This window comes from Erythrobacter sp. W302b, from assembly GCF_046452395.1.
In the GTDB taxonomy this organism is placed as follows: domain Bacteria; phylum Pseudomonadota; class Alphaproteobacteria; order Sphingomonadales; family Sphingomonadaceae; genus Erythrobacter.
On sequence record NZ_JBKFDH010000001.1, the window covers coordinates 160001 to 179961 of the forward strand.

17 protein-coding genes (1 of these 17 cut by a window edge) are annotated in these 19961 nt (G+C 65.1%); 2 read left to right on the forward strand and 15 right to left on the reverse strand.

Annotation, left to right across the window (positions count from 1 at the left end; all coding sequences use genetic code 11):
* From ACLBKT_RS00835 to ACLBKT_RS00850, 4 genes are all read right to left on the reverse strand, one after another.
* Positions 1-1460: the 5' portion of a sensor histidine kinase gene (locus ACLBKT_RS00835; protein WP_410181096.1), read on the reverse strand. It extends 451 nt beyond the left edge of the window; only the first 1460 of its 1911 coding nucleotides appear in the window; its start codon is at positions 1458-1460; its stop codon lies off the left edge, out of view.
* Between the two features lie 272 nt (positions 1461-1732).
* Complete coding sequence (locus ACLBKT_RS00840) at positions 1733-2308, reverse strand: DUF3592 domain-containing protein (RefSeq protein ID WP_410181097.1); 576 nt, start codon at positions 2306-2308, stop codon at positions 1733-1735.
* On the reverse strand, positions 2305-2916 hold the full coding sequence (locus ACLBKT_RS00845) for a hypothetical protein (protein WP_410181098.1): 612 nt from the start codon (positions 2914-2916) through the stop codon (positions 2305-2307). Before ACLBKT_RS00845 ends, ACLBKT_RS00840 begins: the two co-directional genes overlap by 4 nt.
* Before the next feature lie 95 nt (positions 2917-3011).
* Positions 3012-3710: a response regulator gene (locus ACLBKT_RS00850; RefSeq protein WP_410181099.1), complete on the reverse strand. Its 699-nt coding sequence runs from the start codon at positions 3708-3710 to the stop codon at positions 3012-3014.
* Positions 3711-3868: 158 nt separating this feature from the next.
* Here ACLBKT_RS00850 and ACLBKT_RS00855 point away from each other — a divergent pair, with 158 nt between their 5' ends.
* Together ACLBKT_RS00855 and ACLBKT_RS00860 are read left to right on the forward strand one after the other, a co-directional pair.
* On the forward strand, positions 3869-4960 hold the full coding sequence (locus tag ACLBKT_RS00855) for a hypothetical protein (RefSeq protein WP_410181100.1): 1092 nt from the start codon (positions 3869-3871) through the stop codon (positions 4958-4960).
* Positions 4961-4989: 29 nt separating this feature from the next.
* The gene (locus ACLBKT_RS00860) at positions 4990-5475 is read left to right on the forward strand and encodes a DUF3617 domain-containing protein (protein ID WP_410181101.1); all 486 of its coding nucleotides are present in this window, start codon (positions 4990-4992) and stop codon (positions 5473-5475) included.
* A gap of 35 nt (positions 5476-5510) precedes the next feature.
* Here ACLBKT_RS00860 and ACLBKT_RS00865 read toward each other — a convergent pair whose 3' ends face one another.
* The 11 genes from ACLBKT_RS00865 to ACLBKT_RS00915 all read right to left on the reverse strand — a co-directional run bounded on the left by ACLBKT_RS00865 (position 5511) and on the right by ACLBKT_RS00915 (position 19892).
* Positions 5511-6086, reverse strand: a complete 576-nt coding sequence (locus ACLBKT_RS00865) for a histidine phosphatase family protein (protein WP_410181102.1) — start codon at positions 6084-6086, stop codon at positions 5511-5513.
* A gap of 127 nt (positions 6087-6213) precedes the next feature.
* Entirely contained in the window at positions 6214-7512 is a 1299-nt protein-coding gene (locus ACLBKT_RS00870) for an Hsp70 family protein (protein WP_410181103.1), read from the reverse strand.
* 205 nt (positions 7513-7717) lie between these two features.
* On the reverse strand, positions 7718-9580 hold the full coding sequence (locus ACLBKT_RS00875) for a methyl-accepting chemotaxis protein (RefSeq protein WP_410181104.1): 1863 nt from the start codon (positions 9578-9580) through the stop codon (positions 7718-7720).
* A gap of 84 nt (positions 9581-9664) precedes the next feature.
* Positions 9665-11470 (reverse strand): methyl-accepting chemotaxis protein, encoded by a 1806-nt coding sequence (locus ACLBKT_RS00880; protein WP_410181105.1) that lies wholly within the window; start codon positions 11468-11470, stop codon positions 9665-9667.
* Positions 11467-13008: a putative bifunctional diguanylate cyclase/phosphodiesterase gene (locus ACLBKT_RS00885; protein WP_410181106.1), complete on the reverse strand. Its 1542-nt coding sequence runs from the start codon at positions 13006-13008 to the stop codon at positions 11467-11469. Before ACLBKT_RS00885 ends, ACLBKT_RS00880 begins: the two co-directional genes overlap by 4 nt.
* 105 nt (positions 13009-13113) lie before the next feature.
* The gene (locus ACLBKT_RS00890; RefSeq protein WP_410181107.1) at positions 13114-13974 is read right to left on the reverse strand and encodes a CheR family methyltransferase; all 861 of its coding nucleotides are present in this window, start codon (positions 13972-13974) and stop codon (positions 13114-13116) included.
* Positions 13975-13983: 9 nt separating this feature from the next.
* Positions 13984-15141 carry a chemotaxis-specific protein-glutamate methyltransferase CheB gene (gene cheB, locus ACLBKT_RS00895; RefSeq protein WP_410181108.1) on the reverse strand — a complete coding sequence of 386 codons (1158 nt, stop codon included), beginning with the start codon at positions 15139-15141 and terminating at the stop codon, positions 13984-13986.
* Entirely contained in the window at positions 15138-15503 is a 366-nt protein-coding gene (locus ACLBKT_RS00900) for a PleD family two-component system response regulator (RefSeq protein WP_166546160.1), read from the reverse strand. Before ACLBKT_RS00900 ends, cheB begins: the two co-directional genes overlap by 4 nt.
* A 53-nt stretch (positions 15504-15556) precedes the next feature.
* Complete coding sequence (locus ACLBKT_RS00905; protein WP_410181109.1) at positions 15557-16024, reverse strand: chemotaxis protein CheW; 468 nt, start codon at positions 16022-16024, stop codon at positions 15557-15559.
* A complete protein-coding gene (locus ACLBKT_RS00910; RefSeq protein ID WP_410181110.1) occupies positions 16021-18462 on the reverse strand; it encodes a chemotaxis protein CheA in 2442 nt (813 codons plus the stop codon). The genes ACLBKT_RS00905 and ACLBKT_RS00910 overlap by 4 nt, the downstream gene beginning before the upstream one ends.
* A gap of 62 nt (positions 18463-18524) precedes the next feature.
* A complete protein-coding gene (locus ACLBKT_RS00915) occupies positions 18525-19892 on the reverse strand; it encodes an MATE family efflux transporter (RefSeq protein ID WP_410181111.1) in 1368 nt (455 codons plus the stop codon).
* Between the last annotated feature and the right edge of the window lie 69 nt (positions 19893-19961).

The window sequence follows — 19961 nt, forward strand, 5'->3', positions numbered from 1 at the left end:
GCGATGCTGGTCTGCAAGCCCTGCTCGACCTCAACTGCGCTGGCCCCGCCGCTCCTGACCTGCATCATCAGCCCGAGCAACTGCCCCCCGATCCCATCATGCATATCGCGCACGATGCGCTGGCGCTCGACCAACATGACCTCGCGTTGAAGCATCTGCTTTTGCGCATCATAGCTGCGTTCAAGCTTGGCGGTCTGTTCGGTCAGCTGGGCAGCGAGGATCTCATTTGAGCGGACAACGGTGCGTCGCGCCTCGCTCGCCTCGCGCGCGATTGACGCGACCACCCCGAGTCCAAGCAGCAGTCCTGCAGGCGCGGAAGCGTAGAAGGTGAGCGCGAGATTTTGCGCGAAGGGCAGGGCAAGGTCGAACACCGTGTCGGCCGCATCGACCGACAGGGCCAGCAGGCAGAACATCAGGGCGATCCGCTCCAGCCAGCGCCCGTCGCGTCGCACAGCCACGCCCCACGCGAGCACCGCCATCCCGCCGAGCGCGAGCACCAGGAGCATCGCGGCATTGCCCATCGCCAGATATTCGAACCATGGCATGATCGCGGGCCCCACCACAAAGCCCGCCCCGGTCACGACCACCAGATAGAGCAGCAGTGCTGCCCACAGCCAGCCGAGCCAGTGCTGCCAGCGCTCTGTGCCGGTTTCGCCCGCCAGCAGATGGCGCGCAAAGGCGATGATGATCGAAAAATCGAGCAGATAGTAGAGGAAAGCCGTTATCAGGAACGGCACTTCGACAGGTGTCTGAAACGAGATGACATAGGTGCGCAAGCCCCACACGCCCATCAACAGCATGAGGCTGCGGATGCGCGCACGGTCTTCAGAGGGCCAGTTGATGACAAGGCACAGCAGGGTCGCAAATGCGAGCACCGAAATGGCGATGATCGGGATGATGTCGGTGATCAGATCCACCGCGGCGGCGGCGCGGGCTGCCTCACCCGCGGGCCCGATGTGGAACGGCGCAAGGGCAAGCACGCTGCTTTGAGTTTCAACCAGCACCTCGATCAGATTATCGCCGTCGCGCAGCAGTGCGGGCGGCATGACATAATAGAGCGCGGTCCCGTCCGATGCGCCGCGCAGCGTATCGAGCGGGATGTTCGGCTGAATGACCGTGCCGTTGAGCGTGATTTGCTGAAGACCCGGCGTCGCCCCCAGATAGAAGGCCAGATCCTCGACATTGTGGCGCGCTTCGAAGGGGATCAAGAACTCCACTCGCGGCCCGCCTTCATCCACCAGCGCGCGGTAGATGGGATTTTCCTGATAGTCGGCCCGGCGCGGCTTTGCGCCCGGAAGGGGCGCGCCCGCGGCATCGACAGGCACGAAGGCGAGGCTGGGCGGCGGGGCCATGCCCGCTGGCCGCACGGCGCTCTCACCCCAGTAAAGCGCGCCCCAGAACGCGGCGAGCACCGCCAGCAGCGCCAAGCCCGCCTTCAACCGGTTCAGCCAGATTGCCACCCGCCACTTCCCCCCGATTATCCTGCGCCCTTCTGTACCAGTCCTTGCCCCCCGGCACCTGCGACGCGATTTTTTGTGCTAAGCCTGTATGGTCCAGCAGGTCTGGAGCCATTGATGCACGGGTATTCCGTAACAGATCGGCGTTTCATCCGCGCCGACCATTTCAAACACCCGGCCCGCCCACGCCCAGCGCTGGCGCTACCGGCAGTTCCCGTCGGCGAAGCGGGTTGCAGCGCGCAAGCGCGATGCAGAGAAGGGCATGGGGCAAGGCGCTAACCACGGCCCTCCCTGCGTTGCCGCCAGCCGCGCCGCATCAGCCAAGCGCCAGCCAGCATCATCGCCGCCATCGCGGCATAATACTGAGCGAAATAGATCGCCGAAGTCTGCGCCTCGACGGTCGAGACCAGCTTCATTGTGCTCGGATCGCGCGGCAGGAAGGTGACCGTCTGGCGAGAACCGACCGGGCTCGCCGCCTGTTCGGGCTGAGAGACCTCAAAGGTCGTCGTCGACAGCGCGGGAAAGCGCGAACGGGCCAGTTCCGCCTCCGTGGCCCAATCGGCATAGGGCGTGCGTGCCATGACATCAAAACGCACTTCGAGGAGGTAGGAGGTGGTCGATCGGTCCCGACCCTTGCGGCTGGTGCTGCTGTTTTCGCGGCTGTCGTGAGATATGATCTCCCCTTCGGCGACCACGCCATTGGCTTTGAGCAGGGCGAGCTCGTCGGCTTCGGTGTGGATGATCACCAGCACAAAAGGCGCGATCAGGAACAGCGCCAGACCGATCATCAGCGTCAACTCGCCCGGCCTGTCCCGGCTGCGCGCCGGAAGCGTGAAGTTCCCGCCCTTCATCTTCCAGCGCCAGGCAGGGGGAGGGGCAACACCTCCGCCACCCCGCGCATGGCTGAGTCGCGGCTGATCCGCCAGCCCACCGCGGCCAATACCAGCATCGCCACCAGCGACAGGGCCATGCCAGGGTAATAGCTGGCAGGGTCGAAATCGCGGATGTCATCAAACAGTTCGGGCCCGTCGCCGCTGTACGGCGTGTCCACCACCACAAAGCTGTCCCCCACCTTGGTCGCTTCGAATGCGGCATTGGATACCCAGATCACCTCGCTGAACTCCGAATCCGCCATGGGATTACCGGTCGGTGGCGGGGCCGAGGGAATGTCGGCCTGTCCGGTGTAATCGGCATATTTCATACCGGACTTGGGGTTGAACCGCACTGTCAGCATCTGGATGTCGGTGCGGCGCGAGCGGCCCTTGCGGGTGGTGGTGGTCAGCGTATCTCGCTCCATCCCGATCACCACCGCGCGCGACACCGTGCCGTCAGCGCGGTAGCGGTCGATGAAGGACTGGTCCTCCTGCATCCGCATGAAGAACACGAAGGCGACAATCAGCGCGAGCGCCGCGCAGCATTTGAAGACGAGGCCAATCCACGGCCGGGCAATGGCATTCATACGACGTCCCCCTGTCAGATAGTGACCCGGGCAGACTTACTCTTTGGGCCGAGAGCGGCGCATTCCCTCCATCTGAGGGGGTGGCGCGGCCGCGCCTATTCGCGGTCGAAGCGGATCAATTTGGCTTGGATCGCTTCGAACACCGCCTCGCCGCGCGATCTGACATGCAGCTTGCGGTAGATGCCCTGCACATATTCGGCGACCGTATAGGGCGAAAGGTTCATGACCCGCGCCGCTTCCTTGCGGCTCAACCCGCGCGCGAGATATTCCAGCAGCTCGCGTTCCCGCGGGGACAGGTGCGGTGCATCCGGTCCGGCAGTGTCCGCGGCGGGTTCATCGCGCACAAGGCTCAGCAAATGGCTTGCGGCGCGCGCGCTGATCGGGGTCTCGCCCGCCAGCGTCGCCCGGACATGGGCCAGCACCATATCGGCGCTGGTATCCTTGAGGATGTAGCCATCCGCGCCGGCCTTCAACGTGCCGAGCACACTTGCCCGGTCCTCGAACACGGTAAAGACCAGCACGCGGCAGGCCGGCACCGTGGTGCGGATGGCCTCGATCACAGCGATTCCGTTGCCATCGGGCAGGCCCAGGTCAAGCAGCGCCAGATCGGGCATCAGATCGACCAGCAGCAAGCCATCGGCCAGCGTGCCCGCATCGCCCACCACCGCGATATCCGGGGCCGCCGCCAGCGCCCCTTTGGCATAGCTCCGCAGCCGCTCGTCATCCTCGACGATGATGACGCGGGCCGGACGCGGCGGTGCCTCGGGGGCGGGATGCTGGGTGCCTTGCGCCATGGTGTTGCTCGTGGTGCCCTGAGGTCCGGGCCTTGTCCACTCTCCGGTGGCACTATCGCCTTGCCCGGCCGCAATCTCATCCCCGCCAGATGAGGGGATCGCCCGCCCGCCGTCATCGCCGCATCATGGGCGCGTCAAAGCCACACGGGGAGGGCATCATGCGCACGGTCTGGATCGCAGCTTTATCATTGGGGTGCACGGCGCTGGCCGGGACGCAAGCCGCTGGGCAGGATCCGTTCAAGCGGTTGCGTGACGTGATCGGCAAGCCCGCCGCCCCCGCGCGGGAAAGGCCCACGCGCCGCCCGCTCCCGCAGCCCGCCATTGGTCCGGCGCAGGCGTCGTCCTCGCAAAGCAGCGGCACCATTCCCGATCAGGGCGTCCACAATGCCGTCCACGCTGCCCATCAGAGCGAGATCGTGTTCACCCGCCGCGATCTTGGCATCGGCGCAATCACCGAGGGCGATATCGCCAGCGATTTCACGCTGGGCGAGCCAATGTACTTCCGCGTCTTCACCGAGACATCCGCCGTCAACGCCATCGCCGCCGCCAACAGCATGGGCGCGCGCGATGTCTATGCCGACGGCGTCCACTACATCGCCCGCTTCACGGTGGGCGGGCAGACCTTCGACACCGACATCTTCCCCTGGGGTAATCGCAAGGATCACGAGACCTGGACCACCTGGCGTGGACAGTTCGTCAATCCCGGCAACGCACAGCTGACCCCGGGGACCGACGCCTTTCTCGAAATGCTCTCGCGCGCGACCATGGCCGGCGTGCTGAATCCGGGAACGCACACGGTGACCATGGAGGTGATCCCCCAGACAAATACCGAGGCGCAGACCAAGCTGAAGGCGGATGTCGTTGCCAAAGGTAGCTTCACGTTGCGCGTCCCGCCCGGCATCTTCAAGGCGGGCAACACCGCCGTCTGCGGTCCGGGGCGCGGCGGGGCCGGAACCGCCGCGACCGAGGCGCGCGCGCTGAGCGAAGCCAAGCGCTATTGGGACTGGGCCGATCTAACCCCGGTCAAAGCGGTCGCGGTGGGGCGCGAATGGAAAATCACCGTCAATGAACTGACGAGCGTGCCGATCGAACGCGCGACCGACGTGACGATCATGTCCCGCGGCGCGAAATATTGCGCGGCACACCGTCACACCGTGACCGAATCCTATGCCGGCGGCGGCACCTATGCGCCCGGCGGGCTCTCGGTGAATTTCACCCCCGGATACATCCCCTGCGGCTGCCTCGACTGAAGCCCGCTCAATTCAAGGAGGAAACCGCTATGAAACAATCGCTTGCTGCCTTGCCCCTGATCGCCCTTCTGAGTGCCTGCGGGCAGGCCGACGGAGAGCTTAATCCGGGCAACTGGAAAAGTACGATGGCCATGAGCAAGTTCGAGATCCCCGGCGCGCCCCCCGAAGTCGCAGAGCGAGCCAAGGCCATGCTCGGCCAAAGCCAGACCACCGAGGCGTGCATGAGCGAGGCCGAGGCCAAGGCCGGGGTGCGCTCGATGTCAAACGCGATGCAGCAGGGTGATTGCACGATGGACAATTTCCAGCAGGGTGGCGGCACCATGTCGGGCACGATGGTGTGCAAGGGCACGGGCGGCGGTTTCGGCGCGCCGACAATGGCAATGACCGGAACCTACAGCGCCGACAAGGTGACAATGGTCTTGGCGGGCGAGATCACCGACGACAAGTTGCCCGGCGGCAAGGCCAATATGGAAATGCGTCTGACCAGCGAGCGCACAGGCGAGTGCAAGGGCTAATGGGATAGAGCCTGTTTGCCCAATTGCGCCGATGCTTAGCTGACGGATAGTGGCTCAATCCGACCGTTGGAAAGTCTCCAGATAACGTCCTGGGGCACGGGCAGGCTCAATGCTTCTGCTTTGGACAGCCCGCTATATGCGGCTCTGATGATCCGGCTAACCAGCCCGTGAGATACGGCGACCGTCACACCCTGCCGTTCGCGCAACCAGCTTTCAATTCTCAGGAAAGCGGCGTCGTAGCTCTCTCCGTCAGGCGACCTGAAAAACCAATCGAAGGGTGTCGAGCCATCCAGCAACCCCGGCCATTGTGCGTCGATATCGATGTGGGTCAAACCATCCCATGAACCCAAAGACACCTCGGCCAGACGATCATCACACTGAACGGCAGGAAGATTCGCGCTGCCAGCAATGATTGCTGCTGTCTGACGCGTTCTTCTCAGCGGGCTAGAGACGAACGCATCGATTGAGAGGTCCAATCCAGCGAGGCGTCTGCCGATAGCCTCGGCTTGCCTGACGCCAGTGTCAGTAAGGGCTGAATCCAGCTTTCCCTGAAAACGGCCCTGAACATTCCATTCCGTTTCTCCGTGCCGGATCAAATAGATTTCAGTCATTGGGGTCTCAATATGCAGGCCAGTGTCGGGTGCCGACCTTATGCGTCTTTCACTGATGAGTATTGCACGACATCCTCTGCAAGACCCCGCCGATTGCTCATCCCGACGACCTCTGAGAGCAAAATCGTCACACGCTCCATTCAGCCGGATTGGGATCATTGCCAATCAGCGCAAGACCATGCGCAATCGACGTCAGCTCCCCGCCGGTTGCAATTTGCTCAGGCCTGAATCGCCGTTCGAACAAGGCACGGATCGCCGGGATAAGGGACGATCCGCCAGTGAGGAAAACGCGGTCGATGGCGGCAGGCTCCAGTCCGGCTTGCGCCAGTGCGGCATCCATGGCGGCCTCGATCCGGCGCAGATCCTCGGCGATCCACTGTTCGAACTCTCGGCGGCTGACGACCGCATTGATGGCAACGCCGCCGCCAGAAAACACGAACTGCGCTTCGTCACCGCTCGATAGCGCGCGCTTTGTCCGGCCAACAGCTTCGTAGAGCGGAAAGCCTTGTTCATGCTCAATCAGAGCGATCATGCGTCCGATCGGCGCAGGGTCGACCGCGTTGCGTTGCAGCTTGCGAAGCTCCTCCAGCGTGCGCTTGTTGCGCATCAGCGCCAGCCGGGACCAATCGGCAAAGTCGTTGAAATAGCCACCGGGTATTTCGAGGATCTTGTCGAAGGACCGATACAGCCCGCGCTTGCCGAGCAGCGGCAGGACGAGATGGTCGACGATCCGCTTGTCGAACAGATCACCCGCGATGCCGACGCCGGACGAGGCCAAGGGCTGGCACCGGCGGCGGCTGCCGGGCTCTGCCACGCGAACCACGGAAAAGTCGGTCGTGCCGCCCCCGAAATCAGCGACCAGCAAGGTCGCCGGCCGATCAAGCCGTGAGGCGAAGCTGAAGGCGGCACCCAGCGGCTCGTACACATAATGGAGCTGCGAACCCCATTGCGCGAACATCAGATCGTAGCGTTGTCGCGCCAAGGCGGGATCAGGACGCGCGCCGGCATATTCGACCGGCCGGCCGACAACGATGCGCGGCGGCAAGCTTGCAAGCTGGCCGCCCGCATGATCGCGGAGCTTTTGCAGAAACAGCTGTCCGAAATCTTCGAACCGGAACGACCGTCCGAAGATTTGCGCCCGTTCGAAGATCGCACTGGCGGCAACAGTCTTGAACGATTGCACGAAGCGGCTGTCGAGCGGCGACTGAAGATACTCGGCGATGGCCCACGGACCGGCCTCGCTGGCAATGTCGTTCGGTCCACTGCCTTCTTCCCAGAAACATAGCGCCGACCGAAAAATCTCGCCTGTCGCCTCCTCACCATCAAAGGCAATCAGCTGAGACGTGTCTCCGCCGCCGCTGAGCGCAACAACGGTATTCGTTGTGCCGAAGTCGAGGCCGAGCGCTGTCGGCGCAATTCCTGTCACGGGGCCGAGCCTTTCCAATTGCGCATGACCGAAGGGGCGGCGCCTATTGCACGCGCGGCTCGGTCCCACAAGGCCGCCAAGCAGGGCGCCTTTGGCGCAACCCGCCTGCGACATACTGATCAGGCTTGGCTTTGCTCCCAGATGCCCTGCGACGCCGGTTCGATTAGCCGTGACGGCCGCGGCATGGTCCGCCGCGACAGGGGGATCATCCCATCCGCACCGTTCGCAAGAACCCGCGAACCTGTTCGCCCAGGTGCGAAGCCTGCGCCTCCAGCTCGTTCGCGCTCAGCAGGACCTGAGAGGCGGCGGCGCCGGTCGAGAGCGACAGCTGACGAACATCCTCGATATGGCCGGAAACCTTCTCGGTTCCGCGTGCGGCCAGATCAATGCTCTGCGCCAGATCGCGCCCGGCGACGGATTGCTGATCGACCGCTGTTGCGATCGAGACGGCGGTGGACTCCAGTTCCTTCACCTGTCCGGCGATTGCCCGCAGCGCCTTGACGCTGGCACCGGTCGTGGATTGCATGGCGCGGATCTGGTCGGCGACCTTCTCGGTCGCGCGGCTGGTCTGCATCGCGAGTTCCTTGACCTCGCTGGCGACCACGGCAAAGCCGCGCCCTGCCTCGCCGCCGCGCGCCGCTTCGATCGAGGCGTTGAGGGCGAGCAAATTCGTGCGCTGAGCGATGGTCTGAATCAGTTCGACGATCTGGCCGACTTCGTCTGCGGAGGCAGCCAGGGCCGAGATGGTCTCATCCGCTTCGCCGGTGGCCACCGTGGCAAGCCGTGCGAGTTCGCTCGAAGACGCCGCCTGACGGCTGATCTCGCTGATCGACAGCGCAAATTCATCGCTCGCAGCCGCAGCCGCTGTGGCGCCGGCGTTGGCTTCTTCCATCGACAGGGCGACCTCACCGGTGCGGCGGCTGGCTTCCTCGGCGCTGGATGCCATGCGGGTCGCTGTGGTGTGGAGCTGGCTCGAAGCGGCGGCGACTCCATTCACGACTTCGCCGACGGTGCGTTCGAACTGACGCGCGACTTCATCAAGCAGCGCAGCCTTGCGCGCTTCGCCTTCAAGCCGCTCGCGCTCGCGATCCTGTTGCAGCTGCAATTCCTGCTCGGCCTTCTCCGAGCGTTCGCGCGCCCAGGTTTCCAGCCGCTTGCTCGCGCGTTTGAACAGCTCGAGCGCGCGGACCATTGCGCCGATCTCGTCCTTGCGATCCTCGCCTTCGATGGCGAAGTTGCGGTCACCATCGGCCAGCCGGGTCATGGCGTCGGTGATCTCGACGATCTTGCGTGAGAAATCGCGCGACAGATAGGCCAGTCCCAGCAGCAGCACCGCGCCGCCGACAAAGGCCAACGCGGCGAGAATCAGGATCATGTTGAAGAAATAGCCGATGCCGGTGGCTTCCTGTGTCTCACTGCGGGCTGACAGTTCGGCGGAAAGCTGCGCGCTGGCACCCATCAATGCGCTGCCCTGGGCCGAGACCTTCTCGGCCGCGGCGTTGGTATCGGCCCCGCCGCGCACGGCTTCACTGGCGCTGTCGAAGGTGCTTTCGAACTGGCTGAGTTCTTCGCGCAGGGTCACCACGCGCGGAGCGAGTTCGGGAGCATCCTTCGCCAGCGCAGCCTCGATCGCGGTCACTTGCGACAACAGCGCGCTTTCGCCTTTGCGCTGCTGTTCGCGAAGTTCGGGATTGCGGTCATACAGCACTCGCACCGAATGATAGCGCAGTTCGCCCGCGGTCGATTGCAGCTGCCCGGCGGCGACCAGCGTTTCCTGCACCCGCGCTGAAGCGTTGTAGCGGTTCCAGAGTTCACCGAGGCCGGCGCCCAGCACCAGCACCATGAGCACGCCGGTGGCAAGAAAGGTGCCGAAGATCGCGTTGATCTTGCCCGAGAGCGAGAGGTCGCGGAACCAGTCGATCCGCTCCAGCAGCGTCGCGCGTGGCGCGGCGGGAGGTGCGGTCCCAGCCACATCGCTAGGGTCGAAGTTCTCTTCCATTATCATCTGGCGCACGAAGTCGGGAACAGCCTGTTCCTCGCGTCGCTCCTGCAAGCTCATCATGTTCATGCCGCAATTCCCCAGGGTCCTCTTTCAAGCAATTGTGAAGGAAAATCCTTTCCAAATGCTTGAGTCACGTGGATTTATTGGCGATTAGCCTGCGCGAACCCGCGACAGGAAGCTCTGGACCTGCGTTCGCAGGGTCGCGGCCTGCGATTCGAGGCTGGTGGCGCTGGAAAGCACCTGGCTCGCCGCAGCCCCGGTTGAAAGCGACAGGGCACGAACGTTTTCGACGTGGCCGGCAACCTTCTCGGTCCCGCGCGCGGCAAGATCGATGCTGCGGGCCAGATCATGGCCGGCAACCGATTGTTGATCGACCGCGCTGGCGATGGACACTGCCGTGGTTTCGAGACTTTCGATCTGGGCCGCGATGTCGCGCAGCGCACTGACGCTGGCGCCGGTCGTGGATTGCATCGCGCGGATTTGATCGGCCACTTTTTCGGTGGCGCGGCTGGTCTGGTTGGCGAGTTCCTTGACCTCGCTTGCCACCACCGCGAACCCCCGGCCCGCCTCGCCGCCGCGTGCCGCCTCGATGCTGGCATTGAGGGCGAGCAGATTGGTGCGCTGGGCGATGGTCTGGATCAGTTCGACAATCTGGCCGACCTCCTGCGCGGACGCCGAAAGGGCACTGATGGTGCTGTCTGCCCGCCGCGCGGAAATGCTCGCCTCGCGGGCAAGCTCGGCAGACGAGGCGGCCTGACGGCTGATCTCCCCGATCGACATGGCGAATTCATCGCTGGCGGCGGCGGCTGCCGTTGCGCCGAGATTGGCCTCCTGCATGGCGGAGGATGCCTCGCCGGTTCGGGCGCTGGCGTCTTCAGCGGTTGTCGCCATCAGGGTGGCGGTCGCTTGCAATTGGCTGGAAGCGGTGACGACTCCTGTGACGACTTCGCCCACCGTGCGTTCGAACTGGTCGGCGATGCCTTGCAGCACCCGTTCCCGCTCAAGCCGCGCTTCTTCACGCAGCACTTGCTGACGGGCCTGTTCGTCAAGCTCGGCCTTGGCGCGCTCGGCGCGCTCGCGGCTCAGGCGTTCGAGCCTGATTCCGGCGCGGTGGAACACTTCGGTGGCGCGCGCCATCTCGCCGATTTCATCCTGCCGGTCTTTGCCGCTGATCGCGACATCGCGCTCGCCGGCGGCGATGCGGCTCATCTGCTGGGCGATCGCATTCAGCGTCGCGCCCACGGTGCGGTTGAAATAGCGCTGGGCGAACAGCGTGATAAGCGTGAGGATGGTGGCGAGCGCAATCCACATCACCAAGAGGCGCGAAATCAGCGCCGCGCCGTTATCAGCCATGGAGTTGGCCTCGTCGCCGAGCGTCACGGTCATCGCGCGCGCCGCTTCGAGCACGGTGCTGCTGGTGGCGGCAATCGCGGCGGCCTGGCTCCGGCGGGTGGTGGCATCGGCGGCGTCACCATCAAAGGCGGCGACCTGACCGCCCAGATCGGCCACCCCTTCGCGGATCAGAGCGAGCCGGTCCTGCGCGTCGATCCCGGCTGCATCGGCTCGTTCGGCCAGCGCCGCAACGCTCGCCGCCGCCTGTTCAAAGGCTTCGCGTGCGGCGCGGGCGCGCGCCGCGTCGCCATCGGCGACCAGCAATTCGGCATGGCGCTGCCCTTCGGTCAGCTGGACCAGCAGCCGTTCGGCCTTGAGCGCGGCTTCGTGGGTGGTGCGAATCCGCTCCCCGCGTTGACCGAGTTCAACATAGCCGCCGACAACGAACAGCCCGGCCAGCAGCGCGAAAGCGAGGTTGCAGCTGAAGAACAGGGTGATCTTGCTGCCGATCGAAAGCGTGGCGAACCAGCGCTGCGCGCGGCCCACCCGGCTCGCGGGCGCGCTGTGCTCGTGCGCGGCCTGTTCGGCATCAAGGTTGAGGGCAATATCCTGGAGCGCGCTCATGCCGCGTGTTCGTCCTTCTTGTCCGGCCCGGTGACCTGTGTGTCGGCGCGGTTCTGTTCAGCCATCAGCCGGTCGATTTCGGCGGCGGGCAGGGCGCGGTAGTACAGCCAGCCCTGAATCTGGTCGCACCCGGCAAGGCGCACCAGTTCGGCCTGCTCTTCGGTCTCGACGCCTTCGGCCGTGACGCCCATGTTGAGCGCGCGGGCCAGAGCAATGCTCGACAGCATCATCGCGCGGCTGCCTTCATCGACGCCCGCAAGTTCCACAAGGCTGCGGTCAAGCTTCAGCTTTTCGAAGCGGAAGCGCCGCAGGAAGCCAATCGAGGCATAGCCGGTGCCGAAATCGTCCAGTGCGATGCGCACGCCGAAGCTGCGAATCACATCAAGCGTGCGTTCGGCGACGACGGGGTCGAGCACCAGGCAGGTTTCGGTCACCTCGAGTTCGAGCCGGTGGGGCGGGAAGCCGGTTTCCTCCAGCACTTCGCCGAGCTTGATCGGGAATTCGGCATTGCGCAGCTGGGCGGCGGAGATATTGACCGACAGCGTGATGTCGCCCCACCGCAATGCATCGCACACCGCCTGACGCAGCACCCACAGGCCGAGCGGGTTGATCAGGCCCGAATCCTCGGCCACCGGCACGAAGACATTGGGGCCAAGCGGCGGGCGATTGCCCCGATCCCAGCGCAGCAGCGCCTCGACCGCGACGATCCGCGCATCATCGGCACTGACCAGCGGCTGATAGGCCAGGTTGAATTCGCCCGTGGCGATACCGCTGCGAATCTCGTCCTCGATCTCGCGCAGGCGTTCGCGGCGGCGGTCGAAGCTCTCGTTGAACCAGGTGCAGCGCATCTTTCCGCCGCGCTTGGACATGTCCATCGCCACATCGGCGCGGCGCAGCATTTCGGATGAGGGCACGCGATGATCGGCGGTCGAGCGGGTCAGACCGATGCTTGCGCCGACCGCGATCTGGCGGTGACCGAGCGTGACCGGCGTGCCCAGCCGTTCGAGCAGCGTGCGGCACATCCCCTCAAGGATTGTGCCCGAGACCTTGCCCGCCATCACGGCCGCAAATTCGTCTCCGCCAAGCCGGTAACAGCGCGCTTCCTCTCCGCAGACGTCGCGGATCAGCTGCGCGCACAGCTCGATCAGCTGATCGCCGACCGCATGGCCATAGTGGTCGTTCACCTGCTTGAAGCTGTCGAGATCGATCATCGCCAGCGCGACTTCTTCGTTCCCGTTGGAGATATGGAGAATGTCCTCGTGCAGCGCATGCCGGTTGGGCAGGCCGGTTAGCACGTCGGTGTTGGCGCGCAGTTCCAATCCGCGGACGCCGGCTATGCCGCTGCGGCCAAGGAAGAACAGCGTGGCGGTATAGATCAGGATCGCGGCAATCAGCAGGCCGCTATGCGATCCGATGACCCAGTAATCGCTGAAGCTGACCGCCAGCACCAGTGCGCCGGTCATGACGCTGGCCACTCCGATAGGAATGAGCACCAGTCCGACCGAGGTCAGATGCAAGGGTTGCTTCGCCGTCAACACGATCAGGTTTCCCGATAGGCACGCCGTGTGGCGTGCTGTTATGCGATCATGCTAAACAGAAGCGGCTAAGGAAGGGTAAAGCCCGCGACCGCGCCGGCCGCGGGGTTACGCGATCTTCTGAAGTGTCGCGGGCAAGCCGACGGGCTCGAAAAAGCTCGCGCGCCGGGCGGAGGGAACGAAGCGGTCCGTCTGGCCCACCACTGTCTCGCCCGCGCCGAGCATCAGGAATCCGTCTGGCATCACCGCGCTTGATAGGCGGGCGAAGGCCTGCGTGCGGACCTGTCGGTCGAAATAGAGCAGCACGTTGCGGCACAGCACCAGATCGAAGGGCATCCGTCCGGGGAAGGGGCCGAGGATATTGTGCTGGTGGAACCGCACTTTGCCGCGCACATCCTCGCGCACCTGCCACCCGCGCGGGGTCTCGTCGAAGTGGCGCAGCATCTGGGTCACGCCGAGCCCGCGCTGCACTTCGAACTGGCTGTAGCACCCGCTGCGCGCCGCGTTGATCGCGCGGTGCGAGACGTCGGTGCCGAGAATATCGATCGTCCAGCCCTGCCACCGTTCCGCCTGTTCGTTGAACAGCATGGCGAGCGAATAGACCTCCTGCCCTGTCGAACAGCCCGCCGACCAGATCGACAGGCGCCGCACATCGCGGCGGCGGTGGGCGAGCTCGGGAAGGATTTCACCCGGCAGCTGGTCAAAGGTCGGCTTGTCGCGGAAGAAATAGGTCTCGTTGTTGAGCAGCGCCTCGACCACTTCCTGCGACAGGTCGGGGGTCTCCGGGCCGCCCGGAGGCGCGGCGAGGAGGCACACCAGCTGATCGACATTGTTGATCCCGTGCGCACGGAAAATCCCCGCAAGCGCCGAATTGACCCGCCAGCGACGGCTTTCCGTCAAGTGCTGGCCGGTACGTGCTTCGAGCAGATCGGCGATGATCTGATGGGAGGCTTCGCTGACTTCAATCACGCGCGCGGCCTACCGCAGCGCCGAGGAAGCAGGTGTGGCGGCCTGAGCCATCACTGCATCGCCAAGCTGGTCGGGCGGTGCAATCATGCTGGCCAGCCCGGCCCGCGCGACGGCGCCCGGCATGCCCCATACCGCGCTCGAATCGGCATCCTGCGCGTAAATCATCCCGCCGGCATCGACGAGGTCCTTGGCGCCGAGCGCCCCGTCGCGGCCCATGCCCGACAGGATCACGCCCAGCGCGCGGCCATCGCAAGCTTCGGCAAGACTGGTCAGCATCGGATCGACCGAAGGCATACAGCCGCTGGCCGCAGGTGCCGTGCTGACCTGAACCGTGAGACCGGCGGTGCCCTTGCGGCGCACCACGATATGGCCATGGCCGGGCGCGATCAGAATCCGCCTTGGGTTGAGGATCAGGCCATCAGCGGCAATATCGGCAGCACGCCCACATGCAGACTCAATCTGCCGCGCGAAGACCGGCATGAATGATGCGGGCAGGTGCTGGGTGATCAGGATCGGCAGATCGAAATCCGGGCCAAGCTGCCGCAGCATCAGGCCGAGGGCATGGATCCCGCCTGTCGACGCGCCGATCGCGATGGCCTCGGGCCGCAAGCTGCGGCGGGAATAACCGGGGCGTGCGAAGCTCGGTTCGGCAAGGCGGGCGGGCAGTCGGTCACTATCGTCGAGGCGGCTACCCAGCGCGCGGATCTTGCCAAGCAATTGCGCGCGGTACTCATCCGTAAAGCCGCCGGGGCGCGGTTTGAGCAGCGTGTCCGCCGCGCCCATCTGCAAGGCGGCGAGCGTGTGTTCGGCCCCGTCCATCGTCAGCGACGATACGACCAGCACCTGCGGGCGGCCGGGCGTGGCGAGGATTGCGGGGAGGGCGTCCAATCCGCCGATGCCGGGCATTTCGAGATCGAGCAGCACCACATCGGCCGGCTCGGCGGCCAGCTGGGCGATGGCGCGTTCGGCGCTGCTGGCGGTGCCGACAATCATCAGCGCGGGATCGCTGTCCACCATCCGCTTGAAGATCGTGCGGACTGTCAGCGAATCGTCGACGATCATCACCCGGATCGCGGCGGCTGCACCGGCGCGGGCGAAGGGGCGGCGACCGCTCCCGTCAGCGGAGGCTGGCGGGGGCGTCCGGGGAATGAATGAGGAGCGGTTCACGCAAACCCGACAAGCTGCAACTTGATCTGGAGCGTCTCGTGATCAAACGGCTTCATGACATATTCGTCCGCCCCCGCCTGAATGGCCTCGCGGATGTGAGCTACGTCGTTTTCCGTGGTGCAGAACACCACCTTGGGCCGCTCACCGCCGGGACGCTGGCGCAGGTGGACGAGGAATTCGATCCCCGTCATCACCGGCATGTTCCAGTCCAGCAGAACCACATCGGGCATCGACGCATCGCAGGCGTCCAAGGCCAGCTTGCCGTTTTCGGCTTCTTCCACGGCAAAGCCGAGGGTCTCGAGGATATGCCTCGAAACCTTGCGGATGACCCGGGAATCATCGACGATGAGGCATGTTTTCATGGGCGTTCCTGCGGTTTGAACCCTGAAACTAGGCGCACTTGGTAAGCATAGGATTAAGCTGCGGCTTCGATTTCGTGTCTTGCGGTTTCAGGACCGGCCAGCAGGGCGGCCAGATCGAGCATCAAGGCGGGCCCCGCCATGGTCTCGATCATCCCGGTGGCAACGCGCGACCATTCCGGCCCGAACCCGCCCGGCACCTGCCCCGCTTCGTCTGCGGCCGTGGTGATGTCTTCGATCGAATCGACCATCAGCGCGTAGGAATGGCCCCCATCCGCCACCACGGCAGCGCGGTGGTCGGTCGGCCAGTCCGTGTCGTCGGCCCCGCCGCCAAAGCCGAGCGCGCGGCGGCAATCGATCACCGTCAGCGCCTGACTGCGCAGCGCGGTAATCCCCGCAATCCAGGCCGGCGCGCGCGGGATCGGGGTAATGGTGCCGATCTCGATCACGGATTTCACGTCGAGCGCGGAGAGCGCGCAGCGGCGACCCGCGATCTGGGCGATGACGAGTAATTCTCCGGTCATGCAGCCACTCCTTCGACGCGGGCGGCGCGGTTGGCTTCGGCCAGCGCCGCGAGCAGGCCTTCGCGGTCATAGCGGTAGATCGTCTCGCAATCCGGCGGTGCGTCGGGCTGATCGCGCAGGCGAATCACCCGCGTCGGCAGGGCGAAGCCCAGCGCTTCGGCCACTTCGAATACATCATCGAACACGATCCCGATCGCGGCGGGGTCAGTGGTGCCTTCGGGCAGGATGTCGTACCCGGCGCTGGCGACCAGCGGGGCGAGGATGGTGCGCGCCCATTCGCCTTCGGGCAGCACGCAGCGTGGGCGGGCGGCGGCCTGCGGCGGCTCGCCATGCAGCGCAAACAGCGCGTGGGCATCGATCAGCGTGACCGGGTGCTCCCCGATCAGCGTCATGGCTTCGGCCAGCGGATCTTCTGGCACCGGGTGCAGCGCGTCCTTGAGCTCGACCGCGTCTTCGACTTCGCGCACCGCATAGAGCAGTTCGCACGCTCCGTCCGACAGGCGCAGCAGGCGCACACGCGGCAGGGTCAAGGCGTCTTCGGGTAGGCCGATCAACGGCAGGATCAACCCGTCGATCACCACCCGCGGGCGGGCGGCGGACCGATCAATGGCCGAGGCCGGCGCCGTCTCGATCCGCTGCACCAGTTCGAGGCGAACGGCAGAGCGGCGTCCGGCAAAATCGGTAAACAGCATCGCGCGCGGCACTTCGGTGGTGACAGTGGTCTCGCCGTCCAGCGGCCCTATCGCCCGCACCCGGGTATCGGACATCAGGTTGTGCTGGCTGGCGATGTTGGCGACATCGAGCAACAGCACCGGCTGGCCATCATCGAGCAGGGTCGATCCAGCATAAAGGCCCGAGCGCATCACCGCAGGCGCAAGCGGCTTGACCACCAGATCGCCATGATTGTGGATCCCTTCCACCGCCAGCGCGAACAGATCGCCGCTGGCGAGTCGCAGCATCACCAGCGTCGGTTCCCGCGCCGTAATCTCGCACGTGTTGAGGCCCAGCACCTCGCCCAGCATCAGGCAGGGCACCCGGTCGCCACGGAAGGTGACCAGCGCGGTTTCGCCCATCCGGGTAAAATCGAGCGCGCGGGCCGAGGCCTGGACGATTTCCTCGACATAGCTTTGCGGGATGGCGAAGCGATGCCCACCGACCTCGACCGTGAGGCCCGCAATGATGCTGAGGGTGAGGGGGATTTGCAGGCTGAACAGCGTGCCCTGTCCCGGAACGCTGGTGACCTTGATGCTGCCGCCGACCTTTTCGAGGTTCTGGCGCACCACATCGAGGCCCACGCCGCGGCCCGAGACATTGCTGACGGTCTCGGCGGTGGAGAAGCCGGGCTCGAAGATCAGGTTGAGGATCTTGTCCCGGCTCATCGTCTGCCGCTCGGACGCGGTGATGAGGCCGGTGGCGATCGCCTTGGCGGCGATGCGGTCCTCGTCCAGCCCGCGCCCGTCGTCGGAGATCGCGATGCTGATGGTGTTGCCCGATTGCCGCGCGGCGATGGCCAGCAGACCGATCTCGCGCTTGCCATGGGCAAGGCGGGCAGAGGGCTGCTCGATCCCGTGGTCGACGGCGTTGCGGATCAGGTGGGTGAGCGGATCGCGGATCGTCTCGATCATCTCGCGGTCGAGTTCGACATCACCGCCATCAAGATCGACCATGACCTGCTTGCCGAGTTCGGCGCTGAGATCGCGCACCAGCCGCGGCAAGGCGCCGAACAGCGTCTCGATCCGCTGCATCCGCATCCGGGTGATCGCATCGCGCACATCGGACAGAATCGTGGTGAGCCGCTCGAACGGGCCGTCGATGGTGGGCTGATTGCCCGCCTGCCGCAGCCGGTGCGCCAGATCATTGCGCGCCAGCACCATGTCGGAAACCCCGCTCATCACCCGGTCGAGCAGATCGACCGGTAAGCGGATGGTGCGCTGGGCAGCGGCGGAATCGGCGCGGCGATAGGGCGCGATCTGCTCCTCTGCGGTGGCAAGCAGCGCATCAGCCGGTGCGTGCAGCGGCGGGTTGGCCCCCTCCCTGACCTCTGTCGGGCTGGCACTGGAGGCCGCTTCATGGGACCCATCGACCGCAGCGATCAGCGCGTCGTCTCCGCCTTCGGGAAATTCGTCGCCCGCTTCGATCGCGTCGATCATCAGGGCGATCCGGTCGATGATGGCGAGGACAGCGGAGACCAGTTGCTGGTCCGGCTCGCGCCGTCCGGCGCGGCAATCGGCCAGCGCGTCTTCGGCCGCATGGCTGAGGCTGGCGAGGCGCGGGAAGTCGAAAAAGCCGCAATTGCCCTTCACGGTATGGACGAAGCGGAAGATGCTATCGAGCCGCGCGCGGTCAGCCGGATCCGCCTCCCAGGCGACGAGCTCGCCGCCGGAAGCCTCCAACATTTCGCGGGTCTCGGCGATGAAATCCGCCAGCAGATCGTCCATCAGGTGCGCAACCTCTTAGCCCTTATGGGCAGGGCTATGCGCCAGCGTTGGTTAACAAGCGCCTAGCGTCGCACCCAAGCTGCGGAATTTCTGACAAAGATATGCCGCACCAGCATCACGGCGGAAACCGCCCCGAAGAGATTGGCGGCAAGCTCTGCGGTGTAGATCGCTGCGCTGCCCATCCAAGGCTGCAAAACCAGTGCCACCGGCAGCATGACCAGAAACACCCGAGCGACCGACTGGGCCAGTGCAAAGCCCGCCTTGTCGACCGCATTCATGATCCCGTTGCCGACGATCAGCAGCCCGAACCCGGCATAGCCCCAGGCGGCGATTTTCAGGTAGAGCGCAAATTCGGCGATCACGGCGGGATCGTCGGTGAAGACCTTGGCGAAGCGTTCGCCCGCGGCCACCATTCCGACCGCGATCAGCAGCCCCCACACGACGCAGAAGCCTGCGGCATAGAGCGCCGCCTCGCGCGCCCGGTCATGGCGGCCCGCGCCCCAGTTCTGGCCGACAATCGCGCCAATCGCGCCCGACAGGCCGAGCAGGGGGACGATCACGAAGCTCTGCAAGCGCCCTGCCGCGCCAAAGCCCGCCACTGCGGCTTCGCTTTCCAGCGCCACCAGCGATGTCAGAATGGCAAGGCCCAGCGGGTTGATCGCATTGGAGAACGCCGCCGGCAGCCCGACGCGGATGATTGCTTTTGCCGGGTCGATCAGGCTGCAATCGCGCAGCAAGGCAAGGTTCAAGGGCAATGGCGTTCCGCGCAGCAGCACGAGCGCGGTCAGCACGCCGATGCCCCAGCCGATCACGGTCGCACAGGCAGAGCCTGCAATCCCGAAGCCCTCGAACCCGAACCCGCCCATGATCAGGATCGGGTTGAGCACCCAGTTGGCCGCCGCATAGGCGATGCTGACGGTGCTGGTCCGCTTGGCCTCCCCCTGTCCGCGCAGCACGCCGTTGAAGCCCATGATCGCGAGGCTCAGCGGGAAGCCGCAGGCATAGGGGGTCATATAGGCGCGGATCAGCGGCATGAGTGCGGGCGGCGCATTCATCGCCGTGAAGATCGGATCGATCAGCAGCCACAGGCCAAGGCCCATCACCAGCCCGCACAGGACCGCGAACACGATCCCGAAATTGGCCCGCCGCGCGGCCCGGTCGAAATCGCCTTCGCCCAGGGCGCGGGCGACCACCGAATTGATCCCGACCATCACCCCGACACCCAACGAGGTGCTCGCCACGGTGACCGGGAAAATGAAGCTGATCGCGGCCAGCGGTGCGCTGCCCAATTGCCCGATGAAATAGGCATCGACGATCCCGATCGACATGATCGCGGCGACGCCGATGACAGCGGGCAAGGTCTGACTGACCAGATGTCCGGGAATGCTGCCGCTGACCAGTTTCGCAGAAGATAGAGCGGGTGCATTCATCGTCGCCAAGGCCTAGCCGCAGGCCTCGCGGCTTGCAAAGCATTCCCTCAGCGTGCGATAGCTGGTGCG

Excerpts from the sequence above, each read along its gene's own strand:
- ACLBKT_RS00840 (WP_410181097.1), bottom strand. The coding sequence starts at position 2,308 with ATGAAGGGCGGGAACTTCACGCTTCCGGCGCGCAGCCGGGACAGGCCG.
- ACLBKT_RS00845 (WP_410181098.1), bottom strand. The coding sequence starts at position 2,916 with ATGAATGCCATTGCCCGGCCGTGGATTGGCCTCGTCTTCAAATGCTGC.
- ACLBKT_RS00850 (WP_410181099.1), bottom strand. The coding sequence starts at position 3,710 with ATGGCGCAAGGCACCCAGCATCCCGCCCCCGAGGCACCGCCGCGTCCG.
- ACLBKT_RS00855 (WP_410181100.1), top strand. The coding sequence starts at position 3,869 with ATGCGCACGGTCTGGATCGCAGCTTTATCATTGGGGTGCACGGCGCTG.
- ACLBKT_RS00860 (WP_410181101.1), top strand. The coding sequence starts at position 4,990 with ATGAAACAATCGCTTGCTGCCTTGCCCCTGATCGCCCTTCTGAGTGCC.
- ACLBKT_RS00865 (WP_410181102.1), bottom strand. The coding sequence starts at position 6,086 with ATGACTGAAATCTATTTGATCCGGCACGGAGAAACGGAATGGAATGTT.
- ACLBKT_RS00875 (WP_410181104.1), bottom strand. The coding sequence starts at position 9,580 with ATGAACATGATGAGCTTGCAGGAGCGACGCGAGGAACAGGCTGTTCCC.
- ACLBKT_RS00880 (WP_410181105.1), bottom strand. The coding sequence starts at position 11,470 with ATGAGCGCGCTCCAGGATATTGCCCTCAACCTTGATGCCGAACAGGCC.
- ACLBKT_RS00900 (WP_166546160.1), bottom strand. The coding sequence starts at position 15,503 with ATGAAAACATGCCTCATCGTCGATGATTCCCGGGTCATCCGCAAGGTT.
- ACLBKT_RS00905 (WP_410181109.1), bottom strand. The coding sequence starts at position 16,024 with ATGACCGGAGAATTACTCGTCATCGCCCAGATCGCGGGTCGCCGCTGC.
- ACLBKT_RS00910 (WP_410181110.1), bottom strand. The coding sequence starts at position 18,462 with ATGGACGATCTGCTGGCGGATTTCATCGCCGAGACCCGCGAAATGTTG.
- ACLBKT_RS00915 (WP_410181111.1), bottom strand. The coding sequence starts at position 19,892 with ATGAATGCACCCGCTCTATCTTCTGCGAAACTGGTCAGCGGCAGCATT.